General features: G+C 69.1%; 15 protein-coding genes. 3 read left to right on the top strand and 12 right to left on the bottom strand.

Translation table 11 applies throughout. From position 1 onward, the window contains the following. Positions 1–3: 3 nt before the first annotated feature. Complete coding sequence (locus tag JN22_RS16065) at positions 4–930, bottom strand: 2-hydroxyacid dehydrogenase (protein WP_085554933.1); 927 nt, start codon at positions 928–930, stop codon at positions 4–6. Between the two features lie 117 nt (positions 931–1,047). Between JN22_RS16065 and JN22_RS16060 the strand changes: the two genes are divergently transcribed. Continuing rightward, on the top strand, positions 1,048–1,620 hold the full coding sequence (locus JN22_RS16060) for a pseudouridine synthase (RefSeq protein ID WP_085554932.1): 573 nt from the start codon (positions 1,048–1,050) through the stop codon (positions 1,618–1,620). Here JN22_RS16060 and JN22_RS16055 read toward each other — a convergent pair. The 7 genes from JN22_RS16055 to hisN form a co-directional block, all read right to left on the bottom strand. Continuing rightward, entirely contained in the window at positions 1,617–3,248 is a 1,632-nt protein-coding gene (locus JN22_RS16055) for an ABC transporter ATP-binding protein (protein ID WP_085554931.1), read from the bottom strand. The two genes, JN22_RS16060 and JN22_RS16055, sit on opposite strands and share 4 nt — an antisense overlap. A gap of 58 nt (positions 3,249–3,306) precedes the next feature. Further along, positions 3,307–4,395, bottom strand: a complete 1,089-nt coding sequence (locus JN22_RS16050; protein WP_085554930.1) for an ABC transporter permease — start codon at positions 4,393–4,395, stop codon at positions 3,307–3,309. After that, positions 4,395–5,507 (bottom strand): microcin C ABC transporter permease YejB, encoded by a 1,113-nt coding sequence (locus JN22_RS16045; protein WP_085554929.1) that lies wholly within the window; start codon positions 5,505–5,507, stop codon positions 4,395–4,397. The genes JN22_RS16050 and JN22_RS16045 overlap by 1 nt, the downstream gene beginning before the upstream one ends. A gap of 37 nt (positions 5,508–5,544) precedes the next feature. Then, a complete protein-coding gene (locus JN22_RS16040; protein ID WP_223677752.1) occupies positions 5,545–7,404 on the bottom strand; it encodes an extracellular solute-binding protein in 1,860 nt (619 codons plus the stop codon). Between the two features lie 61 nt (positions 7,405–7,465). Next, positions 7,466–9,319, bottom strand: coding sequence for an extracellular solute-binding protein (locus tag JN22_RS16035; RefSeq protein WP_085554927.1), 1,854 nt, complete (start codon positions 9,317–9,319; stop codon positions 7,466–7,468). Between the two features lie 87 nt (positions 9,320–9,406). After that, positions 9,407–9,937: a hypothetical protein gene (locus tag JN22_RS16030; protein WP_085557189.1), complete on the bottom strand. Its 531-nt coding sequence runs from the start codon at positions 9,935–9,937 to the stop codon at positions 9,407–9,409. A gap of 30 nt (positions 9,938–9,967) precedes the next feature. Beyond that, entirely contained in the window at positions 9,968–10,750 is a 783-nt protein-coding gene (hisN, locus tag JN22_RS16025; protein ID WP_085554926.1) for a histidinol-phosphatase, read from the bottom strand. 182 nt (positions 10,751–10,932) lie between these two features. On the opposite strand from hisN, the gene nudC reads away from it, so the two are divergent. Continuing rightward, positions 10,933–11,841: an NAD(+) diphosphatase gene (nudC, locus tag JN22_RS16020; protein ID WP_085554925.1), complete on the top strand. Its 909-nt coding sequence runs from the start codon at positions 10,933–10,935 to the stop codon at positions 11,839–11,841. A gap of 42 nt (positions 11,842–11,883) precedes the next feature. Here nudC and JN22_RS16015 read toward each other — a convergent pair whose 3' ends face one another. Both JN22_RS16015 and JN22_RS16010 read right to left on the bottom strand, forming a co-directional pair. After that, complete coding sequence (locus tag JN22_RS16015) at positions 11,884–12,750, bottom strand: prephenate dehydratase (protein WP_085554924.1); 867 nt, start codon at positions 12,748–12,750, stop codon at positions 11,884–11,886. A gap of 53 nt (positions 12,751–12,803) precedes the next feature. After that, positions 12,804–13,595, bottom strand: a complete 792-nt coding sequence (locus JN22_RS16010; protein ID WP_085554923.1) for a 3-deoxy-manno-octulosonate cytidylyltransferase — start codon at positions 13,593–13,595, stop codon at positions 12,804–12,806. Between the two features lie 210 nt (positions 13,596–13,805). Between JN22_RS16010 and JN22_RS16005 the strand changes: the two genes are divergently transcribed. After that, on the top strand, positions 13,806–14,348 hold the full coding sequence (locus JN22_RS16005) for a c-type cytochrome (protein ID WP_085554922.1): 543 nt from the start codon (positions 13,806–13,808) through the stop codon (positions 14,346–14,348). 114 nt (positions 14,349–14,462) lie between these two features. Here the strand turns inward: JN22_RS16005 and recR are convergent, their stop codons facing one another. Continuing rightward, a complete protein-coding gene (recR, locus tag JN22_RS16000) occupies positions 14,463–15,056 on the bottom strand; it encodes a recombination mediator RecR (protein ID WP_085554921.1) in 594 nt (197 codons plus the stop codon). A 194-nt stretch (positions 15,057–15,250) separates the two neighbouring features. Beyond that, complete coding sequence (locus JN22_RS15995; protein ID WP_085554920.1) at positions 15,251–15,574, bottom strand: YbaB/EbfC family nucleoid-associated protein; 324 nt, start codon at positions 15,572–15,574, stop codon at positions 15,251–15,253.

The following is a 15,574-nucleotide window of genomic DNA, read 5'->3' as shown; positions in this document are numbered from 1 at the left end:
GCCTCAATAGCCCCGCTTGCGGTCCACCAGATTGGGCAGCGGCTCCCCGGCGCGGAAGGCGCGCACCGCCTCGGCCACCTGCGCCGCCGACAGCGACGGGTGGGTGACCGCCGCGACGTGCGGGGTGATGCGGATCTTCGGGTGGCGCCAGAAGGGATGCTCGGGGGGCAGCGGCTCGGTGACGGTCACGTCCAGGCTGGCCCCGCGCAGATGGCCGCTGTCGAGCGCTGCCAGCAGATCCGCTTCCACCAGATGCCGGCCGCGCGCCGCGTTGACGACGACGGCGCCCGCCGGCAGGGCGGCGAACAGCGCGGCGTTCAGGATGCCCTGGGTGTCCGGCGTCAGCGGCAGCAGGCAGACCAGCGTGTTGGTCTGGGCCAGCATCGCCGCCAGCCCGTCGGGGCCGGAGAAGCTCTCCACCCCCTCGACCTGCTTGGGGCTGCGGCTCCAGCCCAGCACGCGGTAATCCATGGTCCGCAGCGTGCGGGCCGCCGCCGTACCCAGCTCGCCGAGGCCGAGGATGCCCACCGTCACCGCCGAGGCCGGGCCGTGGTCGAGCGGTTCCCAGCGCGCCTGCGCCTGGAGGGCGGCGTAATCGTCCATCTGCCGGTGCCAGCGCAGGACCTGGAAGGCGATATAGCCGGCCATGTCCAGCGTCAGCCCGTCCGACACCATGCGGACCAGCGGGACGTCGGGCAGGGTGGGGTCCTCCAGCAGCGGCTCCACCCCGGCGCCGAGCGAGACGATCAGCGACAGGTTGGGCAGGCTGGCGAGCATACCGGCCGGCGGCTTCCACACCAGCGCCATGCGGATGTCGGCGGGATCGCCGACGTCGGGCCAGACGCGCATCTCCAGGCCAGGCAGGCGCTTGGCGATCTCGGCGCGCCAGACGTTGGCGTTGTCGCTGGAGGAGCAGAACAGAAGCGTCACGGTCCGTCACCCTGTTATGGTGGATGGTATGGTGGAGCGAGGGCGCCGACCATAGCGCCTTTCCGATTCCCGCGTGAAGCGTCGAACAACCCTTATTTTCCCAAGGATTATTCACCCGTGTCGCGCCTGATCCTGCTGAACAAGCCCTACGGCGTGCTGCCGCAATTCACCGACGACCAGGGGCGGCCGACGCTGGCGGCCCATGTGCCGGTGTGCGACGTCTACGCCGCCGGCCGGCTGGACCGCGACAGCGAGGGGCTGCTGGCGCTCAGCGACGACGGCGCCCTGATCGCCCGCATCGCGGCGCCGAAGAACAAGATGCCGAAGACCTACTGGGTGCAGGTGGAGGGGATTCCGACCGACGAGGCGTTGGCGGCCCTGCGCGCCGGCGTGACGCTGAAGGATGGTCCGACGCTTCCCGCCGAGGCCCGCCGCATGGGGGAGCCCGACGCCCTGTGGCCGCGCGACCCGCCGGTGCGCTTCCGCGCCGCCATCCCGACGAGTTGGATCGCGCTGACCCTGCGCGAGGGCCGTAACCGTCAGGTCCGCCGGATGACGGCGGCGGTCGGCTTCCCGACGCTGCGGCTGATCCGCTGGTCGATCGGCGACTGGACGCTCGACGGGCTGGCGCCCGGCCAATGGCGGGAGGCGCCGGTCCGGGCCGGCAAGGCGGCGAAAGGCCGGCGTTAGGTCCTCACCTCGGACGAGCGGACCGCCTCCAGGTTCAGCGCGGCGGCGAGCAGGGCGCGGGTGTAGGCCTCGCGCGGCTCCTCGAAGATGCGCTGGGTCGGGCCCTGCTCGACGACCTTGCCGTCCTTCATCACCATGACGTGGCTGGACAACGCCCGCACCACCCGCAGATCGTGGCTGATGAACAGGTAGGCGAGGTTGTGGCGGGCCTGGATGTCGCGCAGCAGGTCGACGATCTGCGCCTGCACCGACATGTCGAGCGCCGAGGTCGGCTCGTCGAGCACGACGAATTTCGGCTTCAGAACCAGGGCACGGGCGATGGCGATGCGCTGGCGCTGGCCGCCGGAGAACTCGTGCGGGTAGCGGTGGCGGCTGCCCGGCTCCAGCCCGACCTCCTCCAGCGCCTTGGCGACCAATGTGTCGCGCTCCTTCTGGTCGCCGATGCCGTGGATGCCCAGCCCCTCGCCGATGATCTGGCCGACCGACAGGCGGGGCGACAGGCTGCCGTAGGGGTCTTGGAAGACCACTTGCATCTGGCGGCGCAGCGGGCGCAGGCGCTTGGCCTGCCAACCCTGGATGTCGGTGCCGTCGAAGCGGATGGCGCCCTCGCTGGCGTGCAGCCGCAGCAGCGCCAGCCCCAGCGTGGTCTTGCCCGATCCCGATTCGCCGACCACCCCGACCGTGTGGCCCTGGCGGACCGAGACCGACACGCCGTCCACCGCGCGGACATGGTCGACGGTGCGGCGCAGCAGCCCCTTCTTGATCGGGAAATGCACCTTCAGCTGGTCGGCGGCCATCACCTCGGCCGCGTTCTCGGGCGGGGCGAGCGGGTTGCCGCGCGGCTCGGCCGACAGCAGCTTCTGGGTGTAGGGGTGCTTGGGGCGGACGAACAGGTCGGCGACGGTGGCCTGCTCGACGATCTCGCCCTTGTTCATCACGCAGACACGGTCGGCCATCTTGCGCACGACGCCGAGATCGTGGGTGATCAGCAGCAGCGCCATGCCGAAGCGGCGTTGCAGATCCTTCAGCAGTTCCAGGATCTGCGCCTGGATGGTGACGTCGAGCGCGGTGGTCGGCTCGTCGGCGATCAGCAGGTCGGGCTCGTTGGCGAGCGCCATGGCGATCATCACGCGCTGGCGCTGGCCGCCCGACAGCTCGTGCGGATAGGCGGTCAGCCGCTTCTCCGGGTCGGGCAGGCCGACCAGCCGCAGCAGCTCCAGCGTCCGCGCGCGGGCTGCGCTGCGCGACAGGCCCTTGTGCAGGAACAGGGTCTCGTTGATCTGCCGCTCGATCGAGTGGAGCGGGTTCAGCGAGGTCATCGGCTCCTGGAAGATCATGGCGATGCGGTTGCCGCGCACGTCGCGCAGGGTTTTCTCCTCGGCGCGGATCAGCTCGGTGTCGCGGAAGCGGATCGAGCCGGCCGGGTGGTGCGCCATCGGGTAGGGCAGCAGTTGCAGCACCGACAGCGCGGTGACCGACTTGCCGGATCCCGATTCGCCGACCAGCGCCACGGTCTCGCCCTTCGCGATGTCGAAGGACACGCCCTTGACCGCCAGCATCGACCCGCCGGGCGAGCGGAACTCGACCTGGAGGCCGCGGACGGAGAGAAGGTCGGGGTTCTGGCTCATGGGCGTTTCGGCCTTCTGGATGGGCGGGCGTGGTCACGCGGTGGAGGACGCCCGCTCATCATTCCGCCGCCTCCTTGCGCGCGGCCCCCGCCGCCGGCTCGCCCAGCGTGGCGGTGGACATCTGGGCGATGGTCTTGCGCGGGTCGAAGGCGTCGCGCACCGCCTCGCCGATGAAGATCAGCAGGCTCAGCATGATCGCCAGCACGAAGAAGGCGGTCAGGCCCAGCCAGGGCGCCTGGAGGTTGGCCTTGCCCTGGGCCAGCAGTTCGCCCAGCGAGGGCGAGCCCGGCGGCAGGCCGAAGCCGAGGAAGTCCAGCGCCGTCAGCGTGGTGATCGAGCCGTTGAGGATGAAGGGCATGAAGGTCAGCGTCGCCACCATGGCGTTGGGCAGGACGTGCCGCACCATGATGGTGGTGTCGGTCGCCCCCAGCGCCTTGGCCGCCCGCACATAGTCGAGGTTGCGAGCCCGCAGGAACTCGGCGCGCACGACATGGACCAGCGCCGTCCAGGAGAACAGCAGCAGCAGGCCCAGCAGCCACCAGAAGGTCGGCGTGACCACGCTGGCCAGGATGATCAGCAGGAACAGGGTGGGCAGCCCCTGCCAGATCTCGATGAAGCGCTGGAACAGCAGGTCGGTCAGCCCACCGAAATAACCCTGGACCGCCCCCGCCATCACCCCGATGACCGAGGAGAAGGCGGTCAGCACCAGCCCGAACAGCACCGAGATGCGGAAGCCGTAGATCAGTCGCGCCACCACGTCGCGCCCCTGGTCGTCGGTGCCGAGCCAGTTGTCGGCGGACGGCGGGGCCGGGGCGGGAACCGGCAGATTGTAGTTGATGGTGCGGTAGCTGTAGGGGATGGGCGCCCAGACCATCCACCCCTTCTCCTCGATCAGCCCGCGCACGAAGGGATCGCGGTAATCGGTCTCCGTCTCGAACTCGCCGCCGAAGGTCGTCTCCGGATAGGCGTTGAAGACCGGCCAGTAGAGCGCGTCGTCGTAGCGGATCACCAGCGGCTTGTCGTTGGCGACGAACTCCGCCCCCAGCGAGACGACGAACAGCACCAGGAAGATCCAGAAGGACCAGAAGCCGCGCCGGTTGGCCCGGAAATTCGCCAGACGCCGCCGGGTGATGGGGGAAAGCGCCATCACACCCTCCGCGAGTCGAAGTCGATGCGGGGATCGACCATCACGTAGGTGACGTCCCCGACCAGATTCATCACCAGCCCCAGCAGGGTGAAGAAATACAGCGTCCCGAACATCACCGGATAGTCGCGGTTGATCGCCGCCTCGAAGCCCAGCAGCCCCAAACCGTCGAGCGAGAAGATCACCTCGATCAGCAGGGCGCCGGTGAACAGGATGCCGATGAAGGCGCCGGGGAAGCCGGCGATGACGATCAGCATGGCGTTGCGGAAGACGTGGCCGTAGAGCACCCGGCGCTCGGCCAGCCCCTTGGCTCTCGCGGTCACGACATACTGCTTGCCGATCTCCTCCAGGAAGGAGTTCTTGGTCAGCATGGTCAGTCCGGCGAAGCCGCCGATCACCATCGACATCACCGGCAGCGCCATGTGCCAGACATAATCGAGGATCTGCCTGTACCAGGGCAGGTCGGACCAGTTGTCCGACACCAGCCCGCGCAAGGGGAACCAGTCGAGATAGCGGCCGCCGGCGAAGACGACGATCAGCAGCACCGCGAACAGGAAGCTGGGGATGGCGTAGCCGACGATGACGACGCCCGACGTCCACACGTCGAAGGGTTGGCCGTCGCGCACCGCCTTGGCGATGCCGAGCGGGATCGAGACCAGATAGACGATCAGCGTCGTCCAGATGCCGAGCGAGATCGACACCGGCATCTTCTGGATCACCAGATCGACCACCCGCTGGTCGCGGAAGTAGCTGTTGCCGAAATCGAACATGATGTAGTTCGACATCATGTGGACGAAGCGCTCGGGCAGCGGCTTGTCGAAGCCGAACTCCTTCTCGAGCTGCTTGATGAAGGCCGGGTCGAGCCCCTGGGCGCCGTGGTAGCGGCTGCCGGTGTCGCCGCCGGCCTGCGCCTGGGTCTGGGGGCCGGCCCCGGTATCGCCGCCGGCGGTGCCGCCGATGCGCGACGTCGCCTCCACCGCCGTGCCCTGCACGCGGGCGATCATCTGCTCGATCGGGCCGCCGGGGGCGATCTGCACGATCAGGAAATTGATGACCATGATCCCGAACAGCGTCGGGATGATCAGCAGCAGTCGGCGGATGATGTAGGCCAGCATCGCGGTCGTCCCGACCCTCCTCTATCCCAACACGGTATCAGGGTGCCGTACGGCGGGCGCTGGAGGCAAGCCGGGCGTTCTTCTCCGGATCGACCCACCAAGCGTCGGGGAATCCCAGCCCATACTTCGGGGCAACCGGCGGATGGGAGAAACGGTTCCAGTAGGCGACCCGGTAAACATTGTCGTGCCAGTGCGGGATGACGTACCAGCTCCACAGCAGCACGCGGTCGAGCGCGCGGGTGGCGGCGATCAGCGCCTCGCGGTCGGGGGCGGCGATCAGCTTTTCGACCAGCGTGTCGACCGCCGGATCCTTGATGCCGATGCTGTTGCGGCTGCCGGGCAGGTCGGCGCGGGAGGATTCCCAGTAGTCGCGCTGCTCGTTGCCGGGCGACAGCGACTGCGGGAAACGCTCGATGATCATGTCGTAATCGAAGTTGTCGGTGCGGTTCTGGTACTGCGCGGTGTCGACCACGCGGATCGACGCCTCGATGCCGGCGCGCTCCAGGTTGCGCAGGAAGGGCTGGACGATGCGCTCCATGTCGGCCTGCACCAGCAGGATCTCGAAGCGCAGCGGCTCCCCCTTGGCGTTGACCAGCTTGTTGTTCTTGAGATCCCAGCCGGCCTCCTTGAACAGGCCCAGCGCGGTGCGCAGGTTGGCGCGGATGTTGCCGCTGCCGTCGGTCTTGGGCGGTTCGTAGGGCTTGGAGAAGACCTCGTCGGGGATCTTGCCGCGCAGCGGCTCCAGCAGCGCCAGCTCGGCCGGGGAGGGCAGGCCGGTCGCCGCCAGCTCGGAGTTGGCGAAGTAGCTCTTGGTCCGCTGGAACAGCCCGTAGGAGATGTTGGCGCGGGTCCATTCGTAGTCGAACAGGTAGTTCAGCCCCTCGCGCACGCGCCGGTCCTGGAAGACCGGACGGCGGATGTTGAAGACGAAGGCCTGCATGCCCTGCGGATCCTCGTGCTTCAGCTCCTCGCGGACGATCTGGCCATCCTTGACCGCCGGAACGTTGTAGCCCGTGGTCCAGTTCTTCGACGAATTCTCCAGCCGGAAATCGAAGGCGCCGGCCTTGAACGCCTCGAAGGCGACGTCGAGGTCGCGGTAATAGTCGTAGCGCAGCCGGTCGAAATTGTAGCGGCCCCGGTTGATCGGCAGATCCTTGCCCCACCAGTCGGCGACCCGCTGGTAGGTGATGGAGCGGCCGGGCTGCACCTCGACCACCGTGTAGGGACCGCTGCCGACCAGCGGCTCCAGCGTCGTCGATTCGAAGGGGCGGCTGTCGAAGATGTGCTTGGGCAGCACCGGGAGCTGGCCCATGATGATCGGAAGCTCGGCGTTGTCGGTGGACCGGAAGGTGAATTTCACCGTGCGCTCGCCGATCTTCTCGGCCTTCACCACGTCGGCGTAGTAGGTCCGGTAGTGCGGGTGGCCCTTCTCCTTCAACGTCTGGAAGCTCCACAGCACGTCGTCGGCGGTGACCGGCTTGCCGTCGCTGAAGCGGGCCTGCGGGCGCAGGGTGAAGGACACCCAGCTGCGGTCGTCGGCCAGCGCGATGCTCTCGGCGAGCAGGCCGTATTCGGTGATCGCCTCGTCGCCGCTCGACGTGGTCAGGGTCTCGAACACCAGACCGGCCCCGGCGGCGGTCTGGCCGCGCAGGATGAAGGGGTTCAGGTTGTCGAAGCCGCCGAAGGCCATCAGCTTGACCTCGCCGCCCTTGGGGGCGTTCGGATCGGCGTGGTCGAGATGCTGGAAGTCCGGCCCGTATTTCGGCTTTCCATGGAGCGCGATGGCGTGCGAGCCGCCTTCCTGCGCGGCGAGCGGACCCGTCAGCAGCAGCGCCCCGACCAATCCGGCCATCCCGGCCAGCAGGATCCGTGCGCTTCCTTTCGTGCGTCCCCTCATGCCCGATCCTTTCTTGCTTCGTGAGCCGGTCTGTCGGAAGTAGACCGGCAATGAGTCGACATCAAGGCCGGGCCCCGTCCCTCGGGCCGTCCTTCGCCGGATCCACCCACCAGGAGGCCGGGAAATTGGTGTTGCGGTAGTCCTGGTCGTATTTCGGCGGGGTGGCGGGGAAGGCCAGCCGGGTCTTGTAGGCGACCCAGTTCTCCGGGTTGTACCATTGCGGGACCATGTAGAAGCCCCACAGCAGCACGCGGTCGAGCGCGCGGGTCGCCGCCTGCACGGTCTCCAGATCCCTGGCGGCCAGCGCCTTCTCGATCAATTCGTCGGCCACCGGATCCTGGATGCCGGCGTAGTTCGCCGAGCCCTGCGTCCTGGCGGCGGCGGAGCCGAAATAGCCGCGCAGCTCGCTGCCCGGCGGGGTGAAGAAGTTCATGTTGGTGATGACGACGTCGAAGTCGAACTCGTCGATGCGCGCCTGGTACTGGGCGGTGTCGACGATGCGCAGGCTGGCGTCGACGCCGATCCGGCGCAGCGCCTCGACGTAGGGCTGGATCACGCGGGACAGCGAGCCGGTGCCGTCGAGGAACTCGACGGTCAGCACCTCACCGGTCCTCACGTTGGTCAGCTTGCCGTTGCGGGTTTCCCAGCCGGCCTCCTTGAACAGGCGGGTGGCCTCGCGGACCTGGGCACGGTTGTTGCCGCTGCCGTCGGTCTTCGGCGGCTCGTAGGGGCTGGTGAAGACGCGCTCCGGGATGCGGCCGCGGTGGGGCTCCAGCAGAGCCAGTTCGGCCGGGGTGGGCAGCCCCTTGGCCCCGAAATCGGAGTTGGGGAAGTTCGAGGTCGTGCGGTGGTACTGGCCGTACAGGATGTTCTTGCGGATCCACTCGAAGTCGTAGAGCTGGGCCAGCGCCTCGCGCACCTTGGGGTCGGCGAACTTGGCGCGCCGGGTGTTCAGGCGGAAGCCCTGGGCGCCCAGCGGCAGTTCGCTCGGCACCTCCATCTTGGCGATTCGCCCGTCCTTGACGGCGGGGAAGTCGTAGCCGGTGGTCCAGCGCTGCGCCCGGTACTCGCCCCGGAAGTCGTAGCCGCCGGCCTTGAACGCCTCGAACATCACGTCGTCGTCGCGGAAAAAGTCGATCTTCACGCCGTCGAAGTTGAAGAAGCCGCGATGGACCGGCAGATCCTTGCCCCACCAGTCGGCGACCCGCTCGTAGGCGATCGAGCGTCCGGCGTCCACCGCCTTGATCCGGTAGGGGCCGTTGCCGAGCGGCGGTTCCAGCGTCGTCTTGGAGATGTCTCGGCCGTTCGCCGTCCACCAGTGCCTGGGCTGCGGCGTCAGGGAGACGGCGAAGTCGATGATCGGCTTGATCTCGCCGCTGCCGGCCAGGGTGATGCGGACATGGCGGTCGTCGGTCGCCTCGACCTTGGCGATCTGGTCGAGGAAGGATTTCAGGAAGGGCGAGCCGTGCGCCTGGAGCATGTCCCAGGTGAAAGCGAAATCCTGCGCCGTCACCGGCACGCCGTCGTGCCAGCGCGCCTCCGGCCGCAGGGTGAAGACGGCCCAGCTCTGGTCGTCGGCGACCTCGACGCTCTCGGCCAGCGCGCCGTAGGCGGCGTCCAGCTCCCAACCCGACCCGACCATCAGCGTGTCGGAGATCAGCCCGAGCGTGCGCGGCTTGACACCGCGCAGGATCAGCCCGTTCAGGCTGTCGAAGCTGCCCGGCTCGGCCAGCGTCACGCCGCCGCCCTTGGGAGCGTCAGGGTTGGCGTGCGGAAAATGGGTGAAGCCCGGCTTGAACTGCGGCTCGCCGAACTGTTTCAGGGCCGGACCGCTCACGCTGGCGGCCCAGGCCGGGGAGAGGGCCGGGACGGCGAGGGTGACGAGCGTGGCGGCGACAGCGAGAACTCGGCGCATCGGCGGGGCCTGTGGCTGGTCGAGGTGCCTTCGATAGATTGCCACGCTCACGCCGGGGTCAAGGTTTAATCGCGCCCCGGCAACAGGTTAGGCGATGTTTCCCGCAACGGGGGAGGCTTGGCGTCCCTGGCGCCAGTGGTCGGCCATGCGGTCCATCAACTGGCGATAGCGGCGGTCGGCGCGCATCAGCTTGCGCACCGCCTTGCCGTGACGCGGGTCGGCCAGCATCCAGCGCTCGGCCGCCGCCTGATGCTCCGGATGGATCGACAGCAGATAGATCGCGGCCTGCTCCGGCCCCGTCATCTCCGCCTCGTCCAGCCCCTCCAGGATGGCGCCGACATAGAGCGGCAGGACCTTGCGGAAGTCGGCCGGACCGCCGTCGCCCTCCGTTTCGGGCGCGCCGCCGTCGGCCAGCAGCGCCTGCCGATCCGCCGCCGGCAGCGCGAAGAAGGCATCGAGCCCGAGCAGAAGGTCGCAGACCGTCTTCTTGCGCACCATCCAGTTGGCGCCGCCGGCCACCCGCGCCGCCAGCCCCTCCAGGAAGGGCCGCAGCTTGTCGGGCGAGGTTTCGAAGACGGAACGGGCGGGCTTGTCGATGGGGGTCACGGTGGCGGTCATGTCGGTGTCCAAACGATCGTCGGGCGGCGGTCAGCCGGCGAGCGCGGCCAGGGCCTCGCGGTGGGTGCGCGGGTCGCCGGCGGCGACGACCTGGCCCGTCGAGTTGGCGTCGAGCGGGTTGCCCCGCCAGTCGGTCATCAGCCCGCCGGCCCCGGTCACCACCGGCACCAGCGCCGCGAAGTCGTACAGCTTCAACCCCGACTCGACGACGAGGTCGTAATAGCCGGACGCCAGCAGCCCGTAGGTGTAGCAGTCGCCGCCATAGGCGGAGGTCTTCACCTGGGCCGCGACGCGGCGGTAGGCCTCGTAATCCGCGCCGGGAAACAGGTCGGGCGAGGTGGTGCCGAACATCGACGCCGCCAGCCCGCCGGGGCAGGGGCGGACGCGGACCGTCTGGCCGTTGTGCGTCGTCGGGCGGCCGGCGACGCCGACCCAGCGGTCGCCGACGATCGGCTGGTCGATCACGCCCAGCACCGGGCGGCCGTGGCGCAGCAGGGCGATCAGCGTGCCGAAGATCGGGCGGCCGGCGATGAAGGACTTGGTGCCGTCGATCGGGTCGATCACCCACACCCATTCGGCGTCGAGATTTTTGGTGCCGTACTCCTCGCCGTGGATGCCGTCGTCGGGCCGCTGGGCCTCGATGATGGTGCGGATGATGCGCTCGGCCTCGCGGTCGGCGATGGTCACGGGGGAGGCGTCGGCCTTGTCGTCGATGGAGAAGGGGGTGCGGAAGTAACGGCGGATCACGCTGGCGCTGGAGTCGGCCAACCGTTGGGCAAGCGCCACCAGATGGGCGGGGCAGGTCTCGGTCATGGTCGCTCCTTGGTTGTGGTACTCTGACGTCATGGAATTGCGATTGCGCCGCATCCTAACGGGGTGGGCCGCCCGCGCAAACCCGAAAGGTCATGGCGGAATGTCCTGATGCCCTGGGGCCGACGCCTTGGGGCCGATGGTGGGGCTTTGCGGCGGGCCGGGCTTGTGGCAGCCTGCGTGCCATGTCCGACCGACCCAATGTTTACGCGGGCGTTCCGCTGGACCGCGCCGCGCTCCGCCGCAAGAACGAGGCCTGGCTGACCGAGGCGTGGCACTCGCCCGACGCCCGTGCCCTGCCGGTCTGGCAGTCCCGCAGCTTCGTCACCGGCCCGGCCGACGCCGCCCGCGTGGTGCTGGTGCCGGCGGGTGCCGCGCTGGAGGCGGTGCCGATCTTCCTCGGCCTGCTGGACGAGGCGCCGATCTTCGCCGTCGACCTGTCCATCCTCGAGTCGCCGGAAACCCTGCCGGCGCTCCAGGATCTCGGGCGCTTCGAGGATCTGCGCGCCGTCGGCCCGCTGATGCCGGAGGGCGAGGCGGCGCTCTGCGCCTACGCGCGCGGGATGGCGTGGTGGAACGCCCGTCACCGCTTCTGCGGCGTCTGCGGCGCCCCGGCGGCAAGTGCGGAGGCCGGGCATGTCCGCGTCTGCACCGACCCGGCCTGCGCCACCCACCATTTCCCGCGCACCGACCCGGCGGTCATCATGCTGGTGCATGACGGCGGCGACCGGGTGGTGCTGGGCCGGCAGTCGCGCTTCCCGCCCGGCATGCATTCGGTGCTGGCCGGCTTCGTCGAACCGGGCGAGAGCCTGGAGGAGGCGGTCGTCCGCGAGGTGCGGGAGGAGGTCGGCCTGTCCGTGACCGACGTCCGCTACCAGTCCTCGCAGCCCTGGCCCTTTCCCTCGTCGCTGATGCTGGGTTTCACGGCGCGCGCCACCAGCTTCGACATCGAGACCGGGCAGGACGAGCTGGAGAGCGCCCGCTGGTACGATCGGGCGAGCCTGCGCGATCATGTTCCCAGCGAGGAGTTCCGTCTGCCCCGCCGCGACTCGATCGCCCACCGTCTGGTCATGGAGTGGATCGCCGGCGGGTGAGGGCGGACGGCGCCCGTTGCGCCGTCCCTGGGGCTTCCGCCCTCAATCCTCGCCGATGCGTTGGCTTTCCTGGTAGCGGAAGGGGTTGGCCGGGTAGACGCCGAGGATCTTCACCTCGCGGGCGAAAAAGTCCAACTCCTCCAGGGCGAGGCGCAGCGGGCGCTCGTCGGGGTGGCCCTCGACGTCGGCGTAGAACTGGGTCTGGGTGAAGCGGCCGCCGACCATGTAGCTTTCCAGCTTGGTCATGTTGACGCCGTTGGTGGCGAAGCCGCCCAGCGCCTTGTACAGCGCCGCCGGGACGCTGCGGACGCTGAACACGAAGGTGGTGATGGTCTTGCAGGAATCCAGCGCCGGCAGCTTCGGCTCGCGCGCCATGATGAGGAAGCGGGTGGTGTTGTGCGTCGCGTCCTCGATGCCGCTCTTCAGGATGTCAAGGTTGTAGATCTCGGCGGCCAGCGACGAGGCGATGGCGGCGTGGGCCGGGTCGTTCAGCGCGGCGATCTCGCGGGCCGCGCCCGCCGTGTCGGCGTGGTTGATTGCCTCCAGCCCGAGCGAGCGGGTCATCGTCTGGCATTGCGACAGCGCCTGGATGTGGCTGCGCACCGTCCTGAGCCCGTCGAGCGTCGCCCCCTTCGGCGCCAGCAGCATGTGGTTCACGCGCTGGAAATGCTCGCCGATGATGTGCAGGCCGCCCTCGGGCAGCAGATGGTGGTTGTCGGCGACGCGGCCAGCGATGGAGTTCTCCACCGGGATCATCGCCAGCGAGGCGCGGCCGTCGCGCACGGCGGCGAAGGCGGCGTCGAAGGTCGGGCAGGGCAGCGTCGTCATGGTCGGCCGCGCGTTGCGGCAGGCCAGATCGGAATAGGCTCCCGGGAAGCCCTGGAAGGCGATGACGTTCGAATTCGACATGGTGATGACCGGCTCCGCTGGCGTGCGTGGGTGGGGCGTTCGTCGCGCGGACGTCAAGGGGCAGGGGAGGGGGAAATGTGGGAGGATCGGCCCGACAGCAGCGCGCGGGCGCGCTCCAGGTCGTCCGGAGTATCGACGCCGAGCGGAACCGCGTCAACGACCGCCGCGTCGATCCGCATGCCGTTCGACAGCGCCCGCAGCTGCTCCAGCCGCTCGCGCTGTTCCAGCATCGAGGGGGGCAGGCTGACGAAGCGTTCCAGCGCCGCGCGCCGGTAGGCGTAGAGCCCGATGTGGTGGAACAACTCGCCCTCGCCCCACGGCGCGGTGGCGCGGGTGAAATAGAGCGCGCGTCCCTTTGCCGCACCGGGCCGCAGTTCCAGCACCGCCTTGACGACGTTGGGATCCGCGCGCTCCGCCTCCCGGGTGATCGGCACGACCAGCGTGGCGATGTCGACCGCCGGATCGGACAGGGTCGCGAAGGCGGCGCGCACGGCGGCGGCCTCGACGGTCGGCAGGTCGCCCTGCACGTTCACGATCGCGTCGTGCCGGCCCTCCGGGTCGATCAGGCCGACCGCCTCGAAGATGCGGTCGGAGCCCGACGGGTGGTCGGGCCGGGTCAGCACCGCGGTGCCGCCGGCGGCCTCGACCGCGCGGGCGATCTCGGGCTCGGCGCAGGCGACGACGACCGGGCCGATGCCGGCCTCGACCGCGCGGCGCAGGACATGGACGATCATCGGCACGCCGAGGATGTCGGCCAGCGGCTTTCCGGGCAGCCGGGTGGACGCCATGCGCGCCGGGATCACCACGATGGGGTTGGACGGCGGCGGAAGGGTCGGATCGGTCATGGCGCGGGCGCTCGGGATGACGGCTTCGAGGATGGGGCGGGTGAAACACGGATCCGTTGGCGGCGTCAAGCATCCCCGCTTTCCGCAGGGTGCGATTCGGTTGTGCCGGCCGGTGACAAGCCTGTGTCCGCACGGTATTGTGCGACCCGGCACCTCTGCCAAGGGCGGGAGCAAACCCCAGGGAACCGAGATAAGGACTGAGTGACTCACATGAGCATGGAGTTGAACAAGATTTTCGGTGCTGTGCTGCTGGCGGGGTTGATCGCCATGCTGACCGGCTTTGCCTCCGAGGTGCTCGTCCACCCGAAGAAGACGGAAAAGAACGCCTTCGTGGTCGCGACGCCGGAAGGCCAGAGCGCGGGCGGCGCTCCGAAGGGCGGCGCTCCCGCCGGCCCGGCCCCCATCGCTCCGCTGATGGCCTCGGCCGACCCGGCCGCCGGCCAGAACGCGGCCAAGGCCTGCGCGGCCTGCCACAGCTTCGACAAGGGCGGCGCCAACAAGGTCGGCCCGAACCTGTTCAACGTCCTCGGCGGTCCGAAGGGGCACATGGCCGGCTTCGGCTATTCCGACGCGCTGGTCAAGACCGGCGGCCAGTGGAGCTACGACGAGCTGAACAAGTTCCTCTACGACCCGAAGGCCTACGCGCCGGGCACCAAGATGAGCTTTGCCGGTCTGAAGAAGGACAACGACCGCGCCAACGTCATCGCCTATCTCCGTTCGCTGTCCGACAGCCCGCAGCCGCTGCCGCAGTAACGCCGGCGGCGGCGCCGGGCCGGCGACGTCCCCAGGCATTCCGCTGTGAGAAAGGCCCCGTCCCGGAAAGGGACGGGGCCTTTTTCGTGGCCTCAGCGGAGGGGTTTGCTTCCCTCAGAGCGGCCGGCGGGCCTTCAGCGCGGCGGTCAGCGTGCCGTCGTCGAGATAGTCGAGTTCGCCGCCGACCGGCACGCCGTGCGCCAGCCGCGACACCGCCACCTCGGCGCCGGCCAGCCGGTCGGTCACGACATGGGCGGTGGTCTGCCCGTCCACGGTGGCGTTCAGCGCCAGGATGACCTCGCGCACCGCCGGGTCCTTGGCGCGTTCGGCCAGGGCGGCGAGGTTGAGGTCGTCGGGCCCGACGCCCTGCAACGCCGAGAGCAGCCCGCCCAGCACATGGTAGGTGCCGCGGAAGGCGCGGGTGCGTTCCAGCGCCCACAGGTCGCCGGCGTCCTCGACCACGCAGATCACCGAGCGGTCGCGGCTGGGGTCGGAACAGACGGTGCAGGGATCGCGGCTGTCCAGGTTGCCGCAGACCGAGCAGGCGCGGATCGATTCGCCGGCCAGCGCCATGGCTTCGGACAGCGGAACCAGCAGGCTGTCCCGCCGCTTCATCAGATGCAGCGCCGCCCGCCGCGCCGACCGGGGCCCCAGCCCCGGCAGCTTGGACAGCAGCTGGATCAGGCGTTCGATTTCAGGTCCGATCATGGGGAAATTGGATGCCGACGCGTGCGTCTCCCTCTCCCGCCCCGGGAGAGGGAAGGGGCCCACCGCGAAGCGGTGGGAAGGGTGAGGGGTGATGCAAGGATCGAGGGGGATCCATGTCCGGATCACCCCTCACCCTCCCCACGGCTGGTGCCGCGGATCCCCTCCCTCTCCCGGGGCGGGAGAGGGATTTAACCTCAGAACGGCAGCTTGATGCCCGGCGGCAGCTTCAGCCCGCCCATCAGCTTGGAGGTCTCCTCGGCGACGTGGGCCTCGACCTTCTTCTTGGCGTCGTTGAAGGCGGCGAGGATCAGGTCCTCCAGCACCTCGGTGTCTTCCGGATCGACGACGGACTTGTCGAGCTTGATCTTCTTCATCTCGCCCTTGCCGTTGACGGTCACGGAGACCATGCCGGCGCCGCTCTGGCCGGACATCTCGACCTGGTCGAGGCTGGCCTGCATCTCCTGCATCTTGGCCTGCATCTGCTGGGCCTGCTTCATCATGTTGCCGATATTCTTCAT

The sequence above is a fragment of the Azospirillum agricola genome, assembly GCF_020005195.1.
GTDB classification, from domain to species: domain Bacteria; phylum Pseudomonadota; class Alphaproteobacteria; order Azospirillales; family Azospirillaceae; genus Azospirillum; species Azospirillum agricola.
This window is presented reverse-complemented; position numbering and strand designations above follow the sequence as displayed.

Bases quoted from the DNA above. Each gene is read 5' to 3' on its own strand.
- JN22_RS16030 (WP_085557189.1), bottom strand. From the start codon at position 9,937: ATGACCGCCACCGTGACCCCCATCGACAAGCCCGCCCGTTCCGTCTTC.
- JN22_RS16040 (WP_223677752.1), bottom strand. From the start codon at position 7,404: ATGAGGGGACGCACGAAAGGAAGCGCACGGATCCTGCTGGCCGGGATG.
- JN22_RS16050 (WP_085554930.1), bottom strand. From the start codon at position 4,395: ATGGCGCTTTCCCCCATCACCCGGCGGCGTCTGGCGAATTTCCGGGCC.
- JN22_RS16005 (WP_085554922.1), top strand. From the start codon at position 13,806: ATGAGCATGGAGTTGAACAAGATTTTCGGTGCTGTGCTGCTGGCGGGG.
- JN22_RS16045 (WP_085554929.1), bottom strand. From the start codon at position 5,507: ATGCTGGCCTACATCATCCGCCGACTGCTGCTGATCATCCCGACGCTG.
- JN22_RS15995 (WP_085554920.1), bottom strand. From the start codon at position 15,574: ATGAAGAATATCGGCAACATGATGAAGCAGGCCCAGCAGATGCAGGCC.
- JN22_RS16010 (WP_085554923.1), bottom strand. From the start codon at position 13,595: ATGACCGATCCGACCCTTCCGCCGCCGTCCAACCCCATCGTGGTGATC.
- nudC (WP_085554925.1), top strand. From the start codon at position 10,933: ATGTCCGACCGACCCAATGTTTACGCGGGCGTTCCGCTGGACCGCGCC.
- recR (WP_085554921.1), bottom strand. From the start codon at position 15,056: ATGATCGGACCTGAAATCGAACGCCTGATCCAGCTGCTGTCCAAGCTG.
- hisN (WP_085554926.1), bottom strand. From the start codon at position 10,750: ATGACCGAGACCTGCCCCGCCCATCTGGTGGCGCTTGCCCAACGGTTG.
- JN22_RS16035 (WP_085554927.1), bottom strand. From the start codon at position 9,319: ATGCGCCGAGTTCTCGCTGTCGCCGCCACGCTCGTCACCCTCGCCGTC.
- JN22_RS16055 (WP_085554931.1), bottom strand. From the start codon at position 3,248: ATGAGCCAGAACCCCGACCTTCTCTCCGTCCGCGGCCTCCAGGTCGAG.
- JN22_RS16015 (WP_085554924.1), bottom strand. From the start codon at position 12,750: ATGTCGAATTCGAACGTCATCGCCTTCCAGGGCTTCCCGGGAGCCTAT.